14 protein-coding genes are annotated in these 19,114 nt (G+C 68.1%); 6 read left to right on the forward strand and 8 right to left on the reverse strand.

Going from position 1 to position 19,114, the window contains the following annotated elements:
- Positions 1 to 213 precede the first annotated feature (213 nt).
- From QHF89_RS09325 to QHF89_RS09345, 5 genes are all read left to right on the forward strand, one after another.
- Positions 214 to 1,686 (forward strand): serine/threonine-protein kinase, encoded by a 1,473-nt coding sequence (locus tag QHF89_RS09325; protein ID WP_136972551.1) that lies wholly within the window; start codon positions 214 to 216, stop codon positions 1,684 to 1,686.
- Between the two features lie 128 nt (positions 1,687 to 1,814).
- Complete coding sequence (locus tag QHF89_RS09330; RefSeq protein WP_284720277.1) at positions 1,815 to 2,759, forward strand: tetratricopeptide repeat protein; 945 nt, start codon at positions 1,815 to 1,817, stop codon at positions 2,757 to 2,759.
- A 526-nt stretch (positions 2,760 to 3,285) separates the two neighbouring features.
- The gene (locus QHF89_RS09335) at positions 3,286 to 4,680 is read left to right on the forward strand and encodes an RCC1 domain-containing protein (protein WP_284720286.1); all 1,395 of its coding nucleotides are present in this window, start codon (positions 3,286 to 3,288) and stop codon (positions 4,678 to 4,680) included.
- Positions 4,681 to 5,132: 452 nt separating this feature from the next.
- A complete protein-coding gene (locus QHF89_RS09340; RefSeq protein WP_136972554.1) occupies positions 5,133 to 5,372 on the forward strand; it encodes a hypothetical protein in 240 nt (79 codons plus the stop codon).
- A gap of 237 nt (positions 5,373 to 5,609) precedes the next feature.
- A complete protein-coding gene (locus tag QHF89_RS09345) occupies positions 5,610 to 5,801 on the forward strand; it encodes an RNA polymerase sigma factor (RefSeq protein ID WP_284720278.1) in 192 nt (63 codons plus the stop codon).
- A 39-nt stretch (positions 5,802 to 5,840) separates the two neighbouring features.
- On the opposite strand, the gene QHF89_RS09350 is transcribed toward QHF89_RS09345, so the two are convergent.
- The 3 genes from QHF89_RS09350 to aspS all read right to left on the reverse strand — a co-directional run bounded on the left by QHF89_RS09350 (position 5,841) and on the right by aspS (position 10,132).
- A complete protein-coding gene (locus QHF89_RS09350) occupies positions 5,841 to 6,563 on the reverse strand; it encodes a hypothetical protein (protein WP_284720279.1) in 723 nt (240 codons plus the stop codon).
- A 211-nt stretch (positions 6,564 to 6,774) separates the two neighbouring features.
- On the reverse strand, positions 6,775 to 8,121 hold the full coding sequence (locus tag QHF89_RS09355; RefSeq protein ID WP_136972557.1) for a hypothetical protein: 1,347 nt from the start codon (positions 8,119 to 8,121) through the stop codon (positions 6,775 to 6,777).
- 205 nt (positions 8,122 to 8,326) lie between these two features.
- Positions 8,327 to 10,132 carry an aspartate--tRNA ligase gene (gene aspS, locus QHF89_RS09360; protein ID WP_136972558.1) on the reverse strand — a complete coding sequence of 602 codons (1,806 nt, stop codon included), beginning with the start codon at positions 10,130 to 10,132 and terminating at the stop codon, positions 8,327 to 8,329.
- A gap of 348 nt (positions 10,133 to 10,480) precedes the next feature.
- Between aspS and QHF89_RS09365 the strand changes: the two genes are divergently transcribed.
- Complete coding sequence (locus QHF89_RS09365) at positions 10,481 to 13,378, forward strand: hypothetical protein (protein WP_284720280.1); 2,898 nt, start codon at positions 10,481 to 10,483, stop codon at positions 13,376 to 13,378.
- Positions 13,379 to 13,602: 224 nt separating this feature from the next.
- Here the strand turns inward: QHF89_RS09365 and QHF89_RS09370 are convergent, their stop codons facing one another.
- From QHF89_RS09370 to QHF89_RS09390, 5 genes are all read right to left on the reverse strand, one after another.
- Positions 13,603 to 14,001 (reverse strand): response regulator, encoded by a 399-nt coding sequence (locus tag QHF89_RS09370; protein WP_136931938.1) that lies wholly within the window; start codon positions 13,999 to 14,001, stop codon positions 13,603 to 13,605.
- A 158-nt stretch (positions 14,002 to 14,159) separates the two neighbouring features.
- Positions 14,160 to 15,149, reverse strand: coding sequence for a tetratricopeptide repeat protein (locus QHF89_RS09375; RefSeq protein ID WP_136972560.1), 990 nt, complete (start codon positions 15,147 to 15,149; stop codon positions 14,160 to 14,162).
- A gap of 28 nt (positions 15,150 to 15,177) precedes the next feature.
- Positions 15,178 to 16,491, reverse strand: a complete 1,314-nt coding sequence (locus QHF89_RS09380; RefSeq protein ID WP_136972561.1) for a serine/threonine-protein kinase — start codon at positions 16,489 to 16,491, stop codon at positions 15,178 to 15,180.
- A 68-nt stretch (positions 16,492 to 16,559) separates the two neighbouring features.
- The gene (locus QHF89_RS09385) at positions 16,560 to 16,859 is read right to left on the reverse strand and encodes a hypothetical protein (protein ID WP_136972562.1); all 300 of its coding nucleotides are present in this window, start codon (positions 16,857 to 16,859) and stop codon (positions 16,560 to 16,562) included.
- A gap of 85 nt (positions 16,860 to 16,944) precedes the next feature.
- Positions 16,945 to 19,065: a D-alanine--D-alanine ligase family protein gene (locus tag QHF89_RS09390; protein ID WP_136972563.1), complete on the reverse strand. Its 2,121-nt coding sequence runs from the start codon at positions 19,063 to 19,065 to the stop codon at positions 16,945 to 16,947.
- Positions 19,066 to 19,114 lie beyond the last annotated feature (49 nt).

Genomic DNA, 19,114 nt, shown 5'->3' on the forward strand with positions numbered 1-19,114 from the left:
CGCCGCCGAGTGGCCCCCGGTTGTCCTCGGAGGGTTGGTTTGTCGTTCATTTCGCGAGGTTTCACCGGATCGTACCCCAGACACGCGATCAACCGCACTATTTGCTTGTCAGCGCGGGCGCATCCTGGGTAGGTTTGACGGTGATCCCCTGGGACGACCATCCCGGCCGTGGATCCTCGGCTCTTTCGGCCCTCCTCGCTCGGACCGCGCTGCATGGACAACCCCGTCACTCCTGGAGACGTTCTTCTCGGCAAGTACCGCGTCGAGCGCGTGCTTGGCAAGGGCGGCATGGGCATCGTCGTCGCGGCACGCCACGTCGACCTTGGCAAACTCTACGCGATCAAGTTCCTGCTGCCGGCCATGCTCGCGCATCGCGAGTCGCTCGCGCGCTTCCTGCGTGAGGCGCGCGCCGCGGCGCGGCTCCAGAGCGAGCACGTGGCGCGGGTCCACGACGTCGGCCGCATGGAGAATGGCGCGCCCTACATGGTGATGGAGTACCTCGATGGATGCGATCTCAAGGCCTTGATCGCCCGGCAAGGACCGCTCCCCGTCGCGGAGGCCGTGGCATACGTGCTCCAGGTCTGCGACGCCATCGCCGAGGCGCACGAGGCGGGGATTGTGCACCGGGATCTCAAGCCCGCGAACCTGTTCCTCGTTCGTCGGCGGAACGGAAGTCCGTGCGTGAAGGTGCTCGATTTCGGGATCTCGAAGCACACGGGGTCGGAGGAGGTGGATCTGACAAGCACGAACGCGATGTTCGGGTCGCCCCTGTACATGTCGCCGGAGCAGATGGCGCGGACGAAGACGGTCGATTCGCGCACGGACCTCTGGGCGATCGGGGTGATCCTGTACGAGCTCCTGGCAGGGATATCGCCGTTCAAAGCGGCGATCATGACGGAGATCATTTCGCGTGTGCTGCAAGAGGAGCCAATGCCGCTGCGGGAGTTGCGTCCGGAGGTGCCGCCGGGGGTGGAGGCGGTCATCGCGCAGTGTTTGCGGAAGCGACGGGAGGAGCGGTTTAAGACGGTTGAGGAGCTCGTGATGGCGCTCGCGCCGTTCGAGGTGGTGTCAGCGGCGCGCGCGCCCATGGGGTCGGGGACGAACGTGGAGTCAGCCGCGGGGCTCGGCGTGGTTGCACCTCTTGCGTCCACCTCGCCTCTCCCCGCGCCTGATTCGCCGACGGTGGAGTTGACGACGGCGGCGTGGGGCAGGACGGGCTCAGCAACGCCACGCCGACAGCGGATGCGGTGGGCGTGGGCCGCGGGAGCCAGCGCTTCGTTGGCATTGGGGGCGCTATCCGTGTGGTCCTTGTTCAAGGGCTCGTCCACCCACCCGGATTCTTCAGCTTCCTCCGTTGTGCCATCGGCAGTGGCAGCCCAAGAGGTCCCCCGCTCAATACCGCCAAACGAGGAAGCCCGCAGGGAGGCACAAGAGCCTTTGCCCGAGGCGAACCCGCCTTCGGCATCGACTGCGCGAAGCGCGCTCGCGCCGAGGCCCACGTCGACGGGGAAGGTCACGCCGCCACGGGCGTCAATATCCACCAAGGAAGAGAAAGTGCAATCCCAACCGCCTCCTCCAGCTTTACCGCCGCAGGGGCCCGCAAAGACAGCGGCGACAGCTCAGCAAGTTAAACCTGGTGGAACGGCTTCCTCGGGCGGGCGCAAGACCATGGGATTCGACGACTGAGACCGAACTGCACGACGCAGCTCAACAGGGAGAGAATAAGGATGTTGAATCGCCCTCTTGGTCGAATGATACTGCCGGCGCTCTTGCTGTTCTCTGCCGCAGCGCACGCCCAGACAGTCGATCCGCGCGTGGAAGCGGCTGCACGCGCGCTTTTCCAGCAGGCGGACGAGGAAATGGCTGTCGGAGATTTCGCGCATGCGTGTCCTCGTTTCGAGGAGGTGAAGCAACTTTTCCCGGTACATATCAATACTGGAATCAAGCTCGCGGAGTGTTACGTTGGCCAGGGGCGTCCGGCGAGCGCGTGGGCGGAGCTCTCACGGGTGAAGGCGGTCGCGGAGGGGCAGCAGAAGGCCGACAAGGTGCAGTTCATCACCGAGCGGCTGGCAGTCTTGCAGGTTCCGCAGATGACGGTGGACGTGCCAGCCGAAGTGGCTGCGATCCCCGGGCTCGTGATCCGACGGAACAGTGTGGAGCTGGGGCCCGGGCAATGGGGAGTTCCGCTGCCTGTGGACCCGGGGATGTACCACATCGAAGCCACCGCGCCGGGGCGAACGGGATGGGAGAGGCGAGTGGCGGTGGTGCCGAAAGCCGCGCCGATCGATCCTCCCGTGACGGTGCAGATCGAGGCGCCCCCGCCCCATGCGGTGGCCGCGAGCAAGCAGGAAGGAATCGAAATCACGCGACCAGTGGCGGCAGGGGTGGCTCCCCCTCCGCCGTCATCCGGGCTGCGCACCGCGGGCATTGTAGGCATGGGGCTCGGCGCGGCAGGCCTCGGCGTAGGGGCCATCCTCGGGGGGGTGGCGATCGCGCGCAATGGCCAAAGCAATGAGGGGCATTGCGATGCCCAGGACCATTGCAGCCGGACGGGGTACGCTCTGCGCAAGGAGGCCCTGGCGCTGGGGAACGGCTCGACGGCGGCGTTCGTGGCGGGCGGGGTCGTGCTGGCGGTGGGCGTGGTACTCTTCGCGCGATCGGCGCCGGCGCCTGCGGGGAAAGAGCGGGACGGGCGGGGAGGGGCGACGATGAGTCTCGTGATCAGGCCGAGTGAGCTCGTCCTGCGGGGGGCGTGGTGAGATGCAGTTGAAGGCGAGGTGGGTGGCGATCGGGCTGCTGGTGGGGGTGGCGGGGTGCAATGCGATTGCAGGGATCCGGGAGCCTATTCTGGATGAGGGTGGAAGCGGCGCCGGCAGCGGGAATGGCAGCAGCGGCGGCGCAGGCGGCAGCGGCGGCGCGGCTGGCAGCGCAGCTAGTAACGGCGGCGCAGGCGGCAGCGGCGGCGCGGCTGGTAACGGCGGCGCAGGCGGCAGCGGGGGCATGGGCGGCATGGGTGGGTGGCCGACATGCGATGACATGATGTGGAATGGCAACGAGACGGACGTCGATTGCGGCGGCGTGATCTGCAACCCCTGCGATACGGGCCAGACGTGCAAGATATCCATCGACTGTCAGAGCAAGCTCTGCAAGGGAGGTGCTTGCGAGCCGCCGCGGTGCGACGACAGCGTTCTGAACGGAGACGAGACCGATAAGGATTGCGGCGGAACATGCACCGCGAGGTGCCCGGATGGCAAGAAGTGTGCTGTGGGCACAGATTGCACGAGCATGGTCTGCGCGCAAGGAGTCTGTCAGGCTCCGGTATGTGGGGATGGTGTTGTGCATCCGGAGCTCTTGGAGGAGTGCGATGACGGGAATCAGCTCGATGACCGCTGTGGAACTGCGTGCAAGATCCAGGTAGTGACCAAGATTGGGGCCGCAGGCGTCCATACTTGCGCGCGGCTGAACGACTGGCGTCTCAAGTGCTGGGGAAGGAATGACTTCGGCCAGCTCGGTCTCGGCGGCACGAACAGTCACGGCGTCAGTCCCGGGGAGATGGGTGATAGCCTCCCCGCTGTGAACCTGGGCGCCGACAAGACGCCCACAGCGATTGCGGGGGGAGTACAGCATACCTGCGCCTTGCTGAACGGCGGGAGCGTCAAATGCTGGGGATTGAACAATGCTGGTCAACTCGGCCTGGGGGACATAAACAGCCATGGAGACGGTCCCAGGGAAATGGGTGACAGCTTGCCCGCCGTGAACCTGGGCGCCGGCAAGACGGCTTTGGCGATTGCCGCAGGTTCTAATCATACCTGCGCCTTGCTGAACGGTGGGAGCATCAAATGCTGGGGATTGAACACCGCCGGTCAACTCGGCCTGGGAAACACGGGCAGCGTTGGAGACGGTCCCGGGGAGATGGGCGACAGCCTTCCTGGCGTGGACCTGGGCACTGGCAAGACGGCCCTGGCGATCACTTGCGGTTATTCGCATACCTGCGTTTTGCTGAACGACGGGAGCGTCAAGTGCTGGGGAGGAAACCTCACCGGCGAGCTCGGCCTGGGAAACACGAGCCCCCGCGGGGACGATCCCGGGGAGATGGGCGACAGCCTTCCCAGCGTGAACCTGGGAACTGCCAAGACAGCCTTGGAAGTTGCAAGTAGTGGTTACCATACCTGTGCCTTGCTCAGCGACGGGAGCGTCAAGTGCTGGGGGCGGAACTCCAGAGGCCAGCTCGGCCTGGGCAACACGGACAACCGCGGGGACGGTCCCGGGGAGATGGGCGACAGCCTCCCTACCGTGAACCTGGGCGCCAGCAAGACGGCCGTGGCGATTGCAGGGGGCTATGAGCACACCTGCGCCTTGCTCAGCGACGGGAGCGTCAAGTGCTGGGGGTGGAACTACGAAGGCCAGCTCGGCCTGGGCGACACGAACAACCGCGGGGACGGTCCCGGGGAGATGGGCGGCAACCTCGCTGCAGTGAACCTGGGCACGGGGAAAACGGCCACGGCAATTGCGTCGGGGTATTCGCATAACTGCGTTTTGCTGAACGACGGGAGCGTCAAGTGCTGGGGAGCAAACTCCTCCGGCCGGCTCGGCCTGGGAGACCAGGACAACCGCGGTGACGAGCCCGGGGAGATGGGCGATGCGCTCCCGAACGTGAAGCTCTTCTCAGACGTGTGGTGATGTGTCAAACCGCCGCGTGGACCCCTGGAGTCACTGTTTGGGTGTTCTTCGGTCAATACGGCGACGAGTGATTCGAGCAGATGTGATAGGGAAGATCGTGGTCCGGGCCGCTCGTGGCTCCGGGTTCGGGGTCGCACGGCCCTACGTGAATTGACGTCGCGTTTTGGCTGTCGTCGTAGGCGGCCCCTTTCTGTCACTATTACGGTAAAGCAGCACGCCTTGCTCCGGAACGGTGTCCCCTCTCGACCGCCTCCTCCGTGGTCTGCGCCCGGAAGTAGTGCCGGACGAGGAACTTCGGGGCCCCCCTCTTCCAGTGCTGCGGCAGCATCTTGATCCGCCACCCACACCCACACGCGCAGAAGGATCACTTCGCGTTCTCTGCATCAGCCCAGGCCGTCACGGACCCCTTCGCCGTTCTCGCCAGGATCCGCACCGTTCCCTCCAGAACCACCATGGGGTCAGACGTCAACGGCTTGCCCAACCGCCAGCGCTACTCCACCGCCCTGGGGTCGGCGCACGAGGTGCTCGCTTGCATCCACGTCGCCCAGGCCATGCATGACATCGAATCGGTCAGCCCTGCGGTGCTCGACCGGATCGACCTCGTCATCGCCACCCTCACCGGCCTCGTCTACCGCCGCGCACCGTATACCAAAGGGCGGGCCTCCCCCCCCACGGGCAGCCCGCCCTTTTGACCTGAATCACGGCCCCCATTACGAGAGCCTTCGCCCATTCCCCATGGATCGCGGGTTCTCCCGGGACGAACCAATCTACGTCTTTCGGGATTGCCTTGGGTCGCACTTCATGAGACAAACCAAGCGACGCCAGCCGGCGCTTGCAACACCGACCGGCGTCTGACCGCGCGGAGTCGCTTTGAATCGCTCCCGGGCGAGCTCCCCGAGCCTCTGGTCCACCCGCGAACGATGCAGGCCATGGACGCGGCCCGCCTTTTCTGGAAGATCATCCAGAAGCTCGGCGAAAAGCTCGCCTCTGTGCTGGTGGCTTACGAGATCGAGGGCCGCTCGATGCTGGAGATTGCCCGAGCGCTCGGCATCCGCCTGAACACCGCCTACGCCCGCCTGCAACAGGCCCGCAACCGCGCCGCGCTCTGCATCCCCCGCTGACGCTCCCGCTCGCGCCACCGCCACCGCCACTCGCCCGCGTCACTCCTCAACGACGCGGATAGGCAGCCACTGGAACCCGGTCACGCCCGCGTCGCGGAAGATGCGCCAGACCTTCGGGGTGACGACGAAGTACGGTTGCCACAAGACGGCCGTCTTCAGGTCGCCGTTCCACCGCACGTACTCCCCGAAGTGCTCCCACATGCGGTTGACGTCCTTTGACCCTTCGAGGTCCCGGGCGCGGTAGGCGAAACGCACGGGGCTCGTCGATTCGAGCTTGCCGCGCCTGCAGGTCTTGCATGCGCTGTCGAAGTCGATCCCGGTCGAGCGCGGGGACAATGGGGGCAGGGTGTGCGACGCCCATAGCTGCTTCCAGATCAGCTCGTCCGGCACCTCGTCTGGCTGGATCGCGTACACGCTCCGGAGGGAGAGCCCGGAGAGGTTCGCGCGCGTGAGCGTCTCGGCGAGCGGCTGGTCGACGATGATCTCGCTGTAGCTGTCCACGGCGCGAAACTGGCCGAGCCTCACGGTTTGTGGGCCCGCGCCATCGAGCATGTAAGCCCCGGTCTGCCGCATCCCGGCGCCGCACGCCGGGCAGGCGTTCGAGAGATCGTACTCCGTGTAGAAGCGGGGACCTCCGACGATGTGGTTCTCCGACATCCCGTGTACGACGATCAAGCGCGCAGCCTCGTACTCCTCGTCCGTGTATTCGTCCCAGCGCTGATCCAGCCAGTCGACTTTGTACGCGACGAGGAGTTTCTGCAAGAGGGCCAGGCGAGGGTCCTCGACGTCGAGGGTTACATGAACAAATACCGAAAGTATTCTGTTCAATTCAATTTCGCTCACGCTGGCCACGTCGGGCCCGCAGCCCGCCGACGAAAGGACGGTTTGCTCTCGCCCTGGGACATCCGTGCCGTGGAAAGAAATCCGTGCTTTGGTTCTCATCGGGGGCCCTGCATGTTCCGTGAACGCCTGCTCATTTCACGAAGTAGTGAGCGATCGCCTTCAACCATTGCGGGTGATTCCTGTAGACATACTTGTATGCGTCCCATAGCCGTTTGAGCCTTACGGCGTCGATACTTCCGGTCGCCGCTGCCAGCTCGGTCGTGAACCGCTGGTGCACCTCCTTCGAGAGGATCACACACGGGCCATCCAGGTGATTGAGGCCGGCCTCTATCATCTTGGCCGTCTCGAAAATGTGATGCGCTTGCCACGCCCCTTTGTACTTCGCCGTGAAGTGCCGCATCACGCGGAACGGCCCGATCACTCCCGCCTCCGAGAGCGCCTTCGTCAGCTCCTCGCCAAACTCCTCCGCCAGGTACTTCGCCGCATCTTCCGACAGCTCACTCACGTCCTTGATGACGACCTTCTCGCCGCGTGCCAAGGCCTCCGACGTCGCCTTCATGAACTTGTTCCCGAGCGCCATCGCCACCGGCGAGAACATCACCGCCGCGGCCGCCGCCTGGAGCCGCGGGTCGTTCGGCCCGTCGGCATTCATCCCGCCGACGATCCCGTATTCCTTCCCGTCGGGCCGATGGAGGTCCTCGTTCATTTGCAGGTTGAAGATCGCCCCTGCAATCACCACCTGCTCCAGGATCGCCCCGGCCCGCGTCTTCTTCTTCCGCGCCGGGCAGCCCTCCTTCGTCTGCTCGCACGACGTGACGTTCAACGGCTTCCGGTCTGCCGTGTCCATGAGCTGTGGGAGCGCGCCGCCTCGATCCACGAGCCCGTGCTCCTTGTCCTCCCACTTCACGTCCCGCTGCGGGAGGATTGGCTCGCTCGACAAAACACCTTGTCGCGGCAAAACAGGATTTTGCTGTTGCGCCGGGGCCGAAGCACGCGGAGGCGGCGGACCCTCCTTCGGCTGCGGGAGGCGATGCTTCTCGACGCGCTTCTCGACGCTGCCCTCGTCGTCCGCGCCTTTGCGTTCCTCGTCCCCGCCGCTCTTGCCAGGCGATTTGCTCGTGCTCCCGTCCTCTGCTTTCTTCTCTTCTTTCGGCGCATCCTTCGCCGGTGCCGGTTTCGGTGGCGGCGGCGGCGGGCATTTCAGCGCGTTGTACGGGATGGGCAAAATGCGCACGCTCTCTGGCGGGGCATGAGGATCGTAGATAAAGGTGGCGCGTCCCTCGACCTTCCGCGCGAACTCCATCCGGCTGCGGGTGGTCCACACCGTCGCCGATCCCTGCTCATAGGCCCACTGGGTCAGGCCGGGAGGGACATCCGGCGGCTTGACGCAGACGCGGAACTCCAGCGCGTGCGCGTGCGAGTCCTCCATGACGATGATCAAAGGCAGCAGGAGCGGGACGAAGAGACCACGGCGCATTCGAACTCCCGCCCTCAGGAGAGCGGCCCGTTGAACCCAACCGCTAGCGTGCGCGGGCGCCGCCGCGAAACGGCAACGTCGTATCCGTCGGAGACCCCGCGCATCGCGCGGGTTCTCCGCCATCGGTCCAGGCCGTGCCTGGCCCGGGGTGAAGGGGGCGGGGAGCCCCCTTCTCGGGTGCGGGGCGACGCCCCGCGATCCCTGCTCAGACCTTCTTCACCTGCACGCCGAGCTCGTCGAGCTGCTCGGGTGCGACGCCGGTCGGCGCGTCCGTCATCAGGTCCGTTCCCTTTTGTGTCTTCGGGAAGGTGATGACGTCGCGCAGGCTGCCTGCATTGCAGAGCAGCATCGTCAGACGATCGAGACCAAAGGCGATGCCGCCGTGCGGGGGCGGGCCGTACTTGAATGCGTCGAGGAGGAAGCCGAACTTCGCGCGGAAATCGTCCTCGGAGAGGCCGAGCGAGGCGAAGACCTTGGCTTGCACCTCGCGCTGGTGGATACGGATCGAGCCGCCTGCGATTTCGTTGCCGTTGAGGACGAGGTCGTAGGCGCGCGCCTCCACGCGGCCGTTCTCCGTGCCGAGGTATTGCACGTGCTCCGGCTTCGGCGACGTGAAGGGGTGATGCGCGGCGACCCATTGCCCGCTCTCGGCTTGCTCGAACATCGGGAAATCGGTGACCCAGAGGAAATGCCACTGCCCCTCGGGGATGAGGCCGAGCTTGTGGCCGAGGTGCAGGCGCAGGCCGCCGAGCACCGCGTTCACGAGCTTGAACGAGCCGAACTGGAAGAACAGCAGGTCTCCGGTCCCGGCGCCGAGCGCTGCGTTCACCGCGGCCCGCGCCTCGGGCGTCACTGTCTTGCTGAGCGGCGATTGCGTCCACTCGCCGCCCTCGCCGACGCGGGCGCGCGCGAGGCCTCGCGCGCCGAATCCCTTCACGAACTCCTCCAGCTTGTCGGCCTCCGTGCGCGAAAGCGACGCGGCCTCCTTCGCGGGGATCCGCAGCGCCTTGATGATTCCCTTCTGCTCGAGCGCGGTCTTGAAGAGCGGCACGCCGCCGCCTTCGAGCGGGCCGAGGACCTCCGTCAGATCGGCGAGCTCGAGGCCGAAGCGAAGGTCGGGCTTGTCGGAGCCGTATTTGAGCATCGCCTCGCGGTAGCTCATCCGCCGGAACGGGCGCGGGAGCTCCACGCCGAGCACGTCCTTCCAGGCGCGCGAGATGAGGCCCTCCATCGTCGTGTAAATGTCCTCCTCCGTGATGAAGGACATCTCCACGTCGATCTGCGTGAACTCGGGCTGGCGATCGAGCCGGAGGTCCTCGTCGCGGAAGCAACGCACGATCTGGAAATATCGCTCGAAGCCCGCGACCATGAAGAGCTGCTTGAAGATCTGCGGCGACTCGGCGAGCGCATAGAAGTTGCCCGGATTCAGGCGCGAGGGGACGAGGAAGTTCCGCGCGCCGCCGGGGGTGTACTTCACCATGAAAGGCGTCTCGAGCTCGGTGAAGCCCTCGCCGTGGAAGTAATCACGCGCGGCGCGGTAGAGCTTCGAGCGCACGAGGAAGTTTCGCTGGAGCGCGGGCCTGCGCAGATCCAGGTAGCGGTGCTTCAGCCGGATTTCTTCGCGCGTGTCGATGTCGTCCTCGATGAGGAAGGGCGGCGTCTCCGAGCGCGAGAAGATGTGGAGCGTCTCGGCATTCACCTCGATCTCGCCGGTCGGGAGCTTTGGATTGGGCTGCCCGCCCGACGAGACGCGCGTCACCACCTTGCCGGCGATGCCGATGCAGTACTCCGAGCGCAGCTCGCTCGCGAGCTCGTGCGCTTGCTTGCCGATCTCCGGGCCGAAGACCACCTGCGTCAGACCCTCGCGATCCCGCAGATCGATGAACACCCGGCCGCCGTGGTCCCGGCGATGCGCCACCCAGCCCATCAGCACGACGTCCTTGCCAACGTCGCTCGTGCGCAGCGCGTTGCACGAGTGCGTGCGCTTCTTGTCCACCAAAAATTCCGACATGGCGGCGCAGCATAGTCGCTCACGCCGCCACATCAACGGGCCAGGCAGCTCGCATGGTCGCTTTTTCGTGACCCTCCCAACGCAGCCCCGGAACGCTCACGGGGGCAAAGCGGACGCCGTCGCGCCGTAAGGCTTCGCTCTGGAAGGGCGGCTTTGGTAACATGGCCGCTCGTCCAGAGTGTAGCTTTTTCCCTTCACGAGACGGGGTGAAGAATGTTGGCAGCGAAGCGATGGTGGTTTGCTCTTCCGGTCTCGCTCGCGGCAGCGTGCGGGGCGGACGACAGGGGTCCGCAATCGGGGGATGCTTCCCTTTCAGCGCAGGCGAAGGCGCCCCCAGCAGCGGAAGCGGTGGATCACGCGGGGCTGCGCGCGGCCTACGTGGCGGCGGTGCAAAAAGACGCCTCCCCCGCGTATCGCCTGGAGCGCGGCGCGAAAGGCGCGATTTCCGCCCGAAACCCGGCGCAGGGCCTCTCCGCGGAGCTCTCCGCGGCGGGCGTGCGGTTCGCCGTCGACACACGCGCGGATCGCCCGTTCGAGCTCTCCCTCGACGCCGTGGGCTGCGAGGGAGACCTCACGCCGGCCGCCGAGGCCTCGCCCGAGGCGAGCGGCAATCGCGCCGAATATCGCCGCGGTGACGTCGTGGAGTGGTACTTGAATGGCCCGCTCGGCCTGGAGCAGGGCTTTGATCTCGCGAAGCGGCCCGCGTGCCGCGAGGACGGCGGCGGGGCCGTGACGCTCCAGATGCGCGCCGAGGGGCTCCTGCCCGAGCTCACGGCCGAGGCGGACGCGGCGCTCCTGCGCGACGAGGCCGGCGAGGTGATCCTCCGCTACACCGACCTTCACGTCACGGACGCGAAGGGCCGCGTGCTCCCGTCGTACCTCTCGGCCGCGGAAGGGCGGCTCTCCATTCACGTCGACGACACGGGCGCGATGTATCCGATCGTGGTCGACCCCATCGTATGGTCCGAGGCGCAAAAGCTCCTGGCGAGCGACGGGGCCGCGGACGACGCGTTCGGGTATGCGGTGGCCATCGACGCGGACACGGCCGTCATCGGCGCGCCGGACGACGACATCGCCGCCAACGCCGACGCGGGCTCGGCGTACGTGTTCGTCCGGAACGCCGGGAACAACACGTGGACGCAGACGCAGCGGCTCCAATCGGGCGACGCCACGCTCACGGCCGGCGACCGGTTCGGCCGCACCGTGGCCATCTCCGGCAACATCATCGCGGTTGGCGCCCCGCTCGACAACGCCAGCCGCGGCGCGGTCTTCGTCTTCCAGCGCACGGCGTTCGGCTCGAATTTCACGCAGCTCCAGAAGATCATCGCGGCTGACGTGGCGTCGGGCGACAGGTTCGGCTCCTCGGTCGCCCTCTCGGGCACGACGCTCGTCGTCGGCTCGCCCTTCGACGACACCGCCCCCAACACCGATTCCGGATCGGCCTACGTCTACCTGAAGGGCGCGACCACGTTTGCAGCACAAGGCGGAAAGCTCACGGCGGGCGCGGCGGCTGCGAGCCAGGACGAGTTCGGCACGTCCGTCGCGATCTCGGGCGATACCATCGTCGTCGGCGCGTACGGCGACGACGACAATGGCTCGGTCTCGGGCTCCGCGTTCGTGTTTTTCCGGACCTCCGGCGCCTGGGCCCAGCAAGCGAAGCTCGCCCCGCCCGACGGCAAGGCGAACGATTGGTTCGGCTACTCGGTCGCCGTCGCGGGCGACACCGCGCTCATCGCAGCTCCGCTCGCGTCCGGGTCGCAAGGAAAGGTGTACGCGTACACGCGCGCGATGGGCGTATGGGCGCAGCAGGCGCAGATCCTCGCGGTGGACGGCGACGGCGGGGATCAGTTCGGGCATTCCGTGTCGATCGTCGGGGACACGGCGGTCATCGGCGCGCGGTACGACGAGCCGCAGTCGACCGGCTCGGCGTACGTGTTCCTGCGGAACGCGGGCGTGTGGGCCCAGGAGAAGAAGATCACGGGCGCGGACGCCGGGATCGGGGCCCAATTCGGTCACTCCGTCGGCGTGAGCGGCTCGTGGGCGCTCGTCGGCGCCGAGGCGCACAGCGGCGCGGCCGCGAACAGCGGCGGCGCGTACCTGTTCACGCCGCAGAACAAGCTCGACAATGGGCAGGCCTGCCAGATCGGCAAGGACTGCGCGAGCGGCTTCTGCGCCGACGGCGTCTGCTGCAACACGGCGTGCGGCGGCGGCGCGGCGAGCGATTGCCAGGCCTGCAACCTCGCGGGCGCGGCGGGCACCTGCACGCCTTCCGCGGCCGGCACCGAGTGCCGCATGGCGGGCGGCGCCTGCGACGTGGCCGAGGCGTGCGACGGCACGAACACGGCCTGCCCCGCCGACACGAAGGTCGCGGCGAACACCGAATGCCGCGCTTCGCTCGGGGGCTGCGATCCGGCGGAGACGTGCGACGGCGCGTCGAACGATTGCCCGGCGGACGCGTACGCCGCGGGCAACACCGTCTGCCGCGCGGCCGTGGGCGCGTGCGATATCGACGAGATCTGCGACGGGTTCACGCCGCTCTGCCCGGGCGACAACCTCGTCCCGGCGGGCACCGCGTGCCGCCCGGCGGCGGGCGGATGCGACGCGGCGGAGAGCTGCGACGGCGCGAACGGCGCTTGCCCGGCGGACGCGAAGGTCGCGGCGGGGACCGAGTGCCGCGGCATGGCGGGCGCTTGCGACGCGGCGGAGGCGTGCGACGGCGCGTCGAACGATTGCCCGGCGGACGTGGTGTCGAACGCCGGCACCGTGTGCCGCGCGGCGATCGGCCTCTGCGACGTGGCCGAGAGCTGCGACGGCGCGACCGTGGATTGCCCGGCCGACGCGCTCGCCGTGGCGGGCGCGGAATGCCGGGCGGCGGCGGGGGAATGCGACGTGGCGGAGCTTTGCGACGGCACGATGAGCGATTGCCCGGCGGATGGCGTGATGGCCGACGGCACGGTTTGCACCGACGGCCGGTGCGAGGCGGGCATCTGCGAGACGGGCGAGGGCGGCGCGGGTGGTGACGGCGGCGCGGGCGGCGGCGGCGGCGCGGGTGGCGACGGCGGCGGCGGCACGGGCACGGGTGGCTCGGCTGGCGCGGGCGGCGGCCTTCCTGTGGACGACGGCGGCTGCGATTGCCGTGCCGCGGGCACCACGCGTGGCAACGCGGGTTCTGCGGGCGCCCTCGGCCTCGTGCTTGGCCTCGCGGCCTTCGCGCGGCGCCTGCGCACGCGGCGCGCCGGGTTCTAGTCGAAAAAACTCATCTCACCCCTCTCCCGCGAGGGAGAGGGGCTGGGGTGAGGGAATCGTCCGGGGAGTGAGGGAATCGTCCGGCGTGTGAGAGAATCGTCCGGGGAGTGAGGGAATCGTCCGGCGTGTGAGAGAATCGTCCAGCGCGTGAGAGAATCGTCCGGCGTGTGAGAGAATCGTCCGGCCGGGAAAACCAATCGTCGAACAACCAACCGTCGGGCGATTCAGCCCATGGCCGGCGTCGGCCGCCGCGAATTCCTTCGCTGGGCGAGCCCGGCGACACGCCCGGCGAGCTCTGCGTCCGTCACGCCCTTCGAGGCGTACCCGTGGGCTCCTACGCTCACCGCGAGATCGGCGAGCTCCGGGTCCGACCTGTCTCCGACCAGCATGATCCGGGTTTGTCCGAGCCCGAATGCATCCCGGATCATCTTCACGAGCAGACCGCCGTCGAGGCGCGGCATGTCCACGTCGACGAGCACGATCTCGCAGCCCGTCTCGCGGACCGCGTGCAGGCTGCCGAAGGGACCTTCGTGAAAACGCGCCCGCATGCCGGCCTTTTCCAGGCAACGCACGGCACGCTGGCCGAAGGTCGGGTCGTCGTCGATGATCAAAACGCGGGGCATGATCACCCCTATTGCAAGGAGCGGTCCATGATCTGGAGTCGCTGGAAATGCCCGAAAGGAAAGGGGTTTCTTCGGTCCCTTTGTCCAGGACGTCTTGCAGGGCTAAACGGCGGGCGCGCGCCGGCTTTGCACTTCTGCGATCTCGCCGTAGGCGCCGCTCAGAACGTCCCGCGCACGCCGGCCGTGCCGAGCCCGACGACGGGCGCCCACGTGAACGCGGCCTTTTTCTCGTCCTTTTTGGGTGCCTGCGTCGGGCCCGCGATGAGCAGCGGCACGCCCACGCCGAGCCCCACCACGCCGACCACGAGGCCCGCCGTCGTCGCGTAGCGGAGCGCATCGAAGAAGTCCGCGTCGGCGTGGAACTCCGGCGAACACGTCCGGTTCGGGCACTTCGATTCGAGCTCCTGCTGCTTCGAAAGCGCGAGCCCGCCCGTCACCCCGAACGCCACCATGCCGCCCGCGCCGACGCCGATCCCCACCCAGGCGATCGTCCTCCAGAACGGATCCGGCTCCGGCGGCTTCGGCTTCGGCAGCGGCGGGAGCACGAGCACGACCTTCTCCGTCTGCTTCACGACGAGGTCGACCTTCTTCTTCACCTTCGTCTCGCCGCGACGAACCTCGACCTCGTGCGGCCCCGGATCGATCGGGCGCTTCTGCCCGACCAGCGCGAGCGGGATCTGCGTGCCGTCGACGAACACCGTGATGCCGTCGCCCAGAGGCCCCGTGACCTCGATCGTCAGGCTCGGCAGGAGCGGCAAGAGCTCCTCGCGCTCCTTGAGCGCGTCGGCCTGCGCTTTGCGGAACGCCGGCGTGACCTGCGTGCGCGAGAGATCCATGCGCGTCACCGCGAGGTAACGCTCCGTGGCCTCGACGAGGCGGCCGAGCTTCACGAGGCTCCGCGCCGCGCGCAGGCCGAGCGTCGGCGCCGGGACGAGCTGATCGGCGAGGTTGAACTTCTCGAGCGCCTCGGCGTACTGGCCCTTGTCAAAGAGCACGATGCCCTCCTCGCCGAGCTTGCGCGCGGCGCTGCGGGTCGCGAAGTCCTGCCCCGAGCTCACGGCCGGCGCGAGCCACGTGAGCGCGGCGAGGGCGAGCGGCAGGCACGTCCGGAAGGGCGCTCGCGTGGGCTTCGAGGGAGGGCGGTTCATCGGTTCGTCAGGGCTCGGGGTCGTCCGTCTAGAAGCCGAGGACGTCTTCCTTCGTGTTCGTCTTGGTCCCGGTGCGGATCTTCGGGCCTGCGCCCGCGTCGGGCGCGGGCGGCGCGCCTGCGTCGTTCGTCGCGGCGGTCGCCGGGATGGGCACGTCCGGCGCGGCGCTCGTCGCGGCGCTCGGCGGGCTCGCGGGAGGGAGCACGCTCGCGGCGGGGCGGAGCGCGGAGGGCGCCGGGGCCGGCGGGTCTGGGTCACGGCCCTTCACGATCCACACGGCGCCGACGACGCCGATGAGCAGCACCGGCAGCACCGCGAGCGCGATCGTGAGCGCGCGCCGCGAGCTCGGGTTCGAGGCGCCGCGCGACCAGGCCGTGTTTCGCCCCGTCGGCTCGGGCCGGCCCGACTGCACCATCGAGCCGAGCGGCACCGTGGCCGCGCCTCCGCCTTGGCTGCGCAAGAGCACGAGCGAGAGCCCCTCGGCTAGTTCGCGCGCGGACTGGAACCGGTCCTTCGGCTCGCGTTGCGCCGCGCGCGCGAACCACGCGTCGAAGCCGGGCGGCACGTTCCGGGCGACCTGCGAGGGCACGGGCAAGGGCGCCGAGCAGATCCGCATGAAGAGCTCGCCGAGCGTGCTGCCCGAGAAGGCCCGCACGCCCGTCACGCACTCGAACGCGATCATCGCGAGCTGCCAGAGATCCGAGCGGGGATCGATGTCCTTGCCGAGCACCTGCTCCGGGCTCATGTACGCGGGCGTTCCGAGCACCGTGCCCGCGTGTGTCTTCAGGTGCGGATCGTGGCCGCCGTCGGCCGTCTTCGCGATGCCGAAGTCGAGGATCTTCACGACCTCGCGGCCCTCCTCGACGGAGAGGAAGACGTTCTCCGGCTTGAGATCGCGATGCACGATCCCCTGCTTGTGCGCCTTCTCCAGCGCGCGCGCCATCTCGCGGAAGATCCGCACCGCGTCCGACGCAGGCAGCACACGCGTGCGCGTGAGCCGCTTTGCCAGGCTCTCGCCTTCGAGCAGCTCCATCACGATGTACGCGACGTGCCCCTGCGCGCCGTGATCCATCGTCTGGACCACGTTCTCGTTCTTGAGCCTCGCCGCCGCGCGCGCCTCGTGGAGGAACCGCGCCATCGTCTCCTGCGGGTTCTGCGACGACGCGAGATCGACGAGCTTCACCGCCACGGTCGTGCCGAGCGACGTGTGCTCGGCGCGCCAGACTTGCCCCATGCCGCCGGCCCCGATCGGCGTGGTGAGGCGGTATTTCCCCCCGATGATCGAGCCCGGCGCCCAGGGGCTCGGCCTCACGCTCTGCAGCTCGGGTTCAGGGGGTCTCACGGCGGAGACCAAAGTCTAAACCACGACACGTGGAAACGGGAAACACCCCGTGCGTGGTTCCGACCGATCTAACGCGGCGCGCGGCTCATCCGCATCGGCACCTGGGCCGCGGGACCCTGCGGCGGCAGCGCCGCTCGCATCTCGATCGACCGCGTCTCGTCGTACTCCGGCTCTCCATCGAAGGACAACGAGGGCCAGTCGGGAAAATAGGTCCCCGGCGGGATCACCACGGCATACGTGAGCGGCTCGGGCGCGCGCGGCGGCTCGGCCGCGCGTTGCGCAGCGCCGCGCCCACAGCCCACGGCCGACGCGGCGAGGCCCCACGCGAGCGCGAGCAGGGAGAACCGACAGCGGGCCGAAGATCCCATGCCCGCGCCCCACGCAAGGCGCAGGCCGGGTCGGTGTGCAGGACGTGCGCGACTGAATACCGGCCAGTCGGGACGGACGCTTCGATCAGGACCCGTTGGCCTTCACGGGGCCCGTGCTCGTCGCGAGGAGCGGGAGCAGCCCGTGCGCCGGGGTCGGGGTCGGGGTCGCGACGGGCACCAGAGGCGGGGCGGCTGCGGCGCGCTCGCCGCGGAACCGCTTGATGCAGCCGGCGAGGATCTCGCCGATGAGCGTCCGGAAGTCCATGCTCGCGACCTTTCCGATGACGCAGAGATCGCTGAAATCCGGGGTGAGCCCGGGCAGCGGGTTGCACTCGATCACGTACACCGTGCCGTCCTTCGCCATGCGCAGGTCGATCCGCGCGACGTCGCGGCAGTGCAGCGCGAGGAACGTCTCGCGCGTGATCTTCTCGATCCGTTTGAGCTCCGCCGAGCTGAGGTTCGCCGGGCACTCGAAGCGCACGCGCGTCGTGCCCATCTGCTTCTCCTCGAAGCCGTAGACCGGGTGCTCGGGCGGATCGACGAAGACCACCTCCATCGGCGGCAAGACCCGCGGGCGCCGATCGCCGAGCAGGCCCACCGTGAACTCGCGGCCATCGATGTACTCCTCGACGAGCGCCGGCTGCCCGTAGCGCTCGACCAGGAGCTTCGCCGCGGTGCGCGCGCTCGCCTCGTCCGGCACCACGGACGCGCCGGTGATCCCCTTCGACGTGCCCTCCGCGTTCGGCTTGACGATCACCGGGTAGCGGAAGGGCTTGAGCTTCTCGCGGCCCGTCGTGAGCACCTGCCACTCGGGCGTCTCGATCCGCGAGGCGCGCAGGATCTGCTTCGTCAGGCCCTTGTCGAGGCAGAGCGAGAGCGTCGTCGGATCGCTGCCGCTGTAGGGGATGCCGAGCAGCTCCAGCATCGCGGGCACCTGCGCCTCGCGGCCGCGGCCGCGCACGCCCTCGGCGATGTTGAAGACCACGTCGGGCTGCGAGGCGAGCAGCCGGTGCGGCAGATCCGGCTTGGCTTCGAGCGGGATCACCGTGTGGCCGAAGCTCTCGATGGCGTTCGTGATCGCCTCGATCGTCTGCGGCGAGTCGAACTCCGCCTCCGCGTCCCCGCCGTCGCGCTTCATGTTGAACGTGAAGCCCACGCGCAGCGTGGCCTTCTTCGCGCGGCGTTGCGGCGCGCCGTCGATGAACTGCGACATCCCCCGGCGCTTGCACGAGCTGCGCACGATCGACCGGATCACGCCGTCGAAGTCGAAGCCGCCCTTCTTCGCCGCGACGAACATCGCCGCATTCGGATCGAGCGAGGGCAGCGCGTCGACCTCGAGGAAGTGAATGTCGTAGCCCGTCTGGGGCGACCCCGGGGCCACACGGAACTCGCAGCGGCCGAGGTCCTTGAGATCGAGCGCCCGCACGATCCTGCGCGTCAGCGCCTGGATGCGATCGAGCACCGCCACCGGCAGCTCCGCCACGCGCGACGTCACGTGCTCGGGCCGCACGTTCTTCAGGTGGAAATCGTAGACGTTGTAAAGGTTGGAGTACCGAGGATCGATCACGTACTCCACCGGATCGAGGACCCCGTCGCTGCCGAGTCCCTCGACGAACGCGCACGACACGTCCACACCGCGCAGGAAGCGCTCGACGAGCAGGCCTGCGGGGTAGCGCGCGAGTTGCCGGTCGACGACCTCGGCGAGCTCGTGCCCGTCCTCGCAGACGCTGAAATCGCCCGAGATGCCCTTCGAGGAGCCCTCGAAGTTCGGCTTCACGATCACCGGGAACGTGACGTCGTCGAGCGCGCCGCTCTCGATCGCCACGCGTGTCACGAGCCGCGCGCGCGGCGTCGGCACGCCGAAGCCCGCGAGCGTGCGCTTCGTGAGCGCCTTGTCGAGCGTGAGGCAGAGCGTGTACGCGTCCGAGCCCGTGTACGGAAAGCCGAGCTCGTCGAAGAGCGCGGGGTAAAACGCCTCGCGCGTCTTGCCCTTGTGCCCCTCGGCCATGTTGAACACGAGATCCGGGCAGATCGATTCGAGCCGCGCGATGACGCGGGAGGCGGGGCCGGAGACTTCGACGCGCTCGACCTCGTGGCCTGCGCGCACGAGGGCCCCTTCGATCGCGTCGATGGTTGCTGGGCTGTCGAACTCCGCCTCCTCGGGGGAGCCCGTGATTTTGAGATTGTAGGTGAGCGCGATGCGCATCGGTTTGAAAAGGAGGGTGCCGAAGGAGAGGGAGGATGTCGCGAGGTTT

The sequence above is a fragment of the Polyangium sorediatum genome (assembly GCF_029946465.1).
Lineage (GTDB): Bacteria > Myxococcota_A > Polyangia > Polyangiales > Polyangiaceae > Polyangium > Polyangium fumosum.

Bases quoted from the DNA above. Each gene is read 5' to 3' on its own strand.
- QHF89_RS09325 (WP_136972551.1), top strand. From the start codon at position 214: ATGGACAACCCCGTCACTCCTGGAGACGTTCTTCTCGGCAAGTACCGC.
- QHF89_RS09335 (WP_284720286.1), top strand. From the start codon at position 3,286: ATGGTCTGCGCGCAAGGAGTCTGTCAGGCTCCGGTATGTGGGGATGGT.
- QHF89_RS09340 (WP_136972554.1), top strand. From the start codon at position 5,133: ATGGGGTCAGACGTCAACGGCTTGCCCAACCGCCAGCGCTACTCCACC.
- QHF89_RS09345 (WP_284720278.1), top strand. From the start codon at position 5,610: ATGGACGCGGCCCGCCTTTTCTGGAAGATCATCCAGAAGCTCGGCGAA.
- QHF89_RS09355 (WP_136972557.1), bottom strand. From the start codon at position 8,121: ATGCGCCGTGGTCTCTTCGTCCCGCTCCTGCTGCCTTTGATCATCGTC.
- aspS (WP_136972558.1), bottom strand. From the start codon at position 10,132: ATGTCGGAATTTTTGGTGGACAAGAAGCGCACGCACTCGTGCAACGCG.
- QHF89_RS09370 (WP_136931938.1), bottom strand. From the start codon at position 14,001: ATGCCCCGCGTTTTGATCATCGACGACGACCCGACCTTCGGCCAGCGT.
- QHF89_RS09375 (WP_136972560.1), bottom strand. From the start codon at position 15,149: ATGAACCGCCCTCCCTCGAAGCCCACGCGAGCGCCCTTCCGGACGTGC.
- QHF89_RS09385 (WP_136972562.1), bottom strand. From the start codon at position 16,859: ATGGGATCTTCGGCCCGCTGTCGGTTCTCCCTGCTCGCGCTCGCGTGG.
- QHF89_RS09390 (WP_136972563.1), bottom strand. From the start codon at position 19,065: ATGCGCATCGCGCTCACCTACAATCTCAAAATCACGGGCTCCCCCGAG.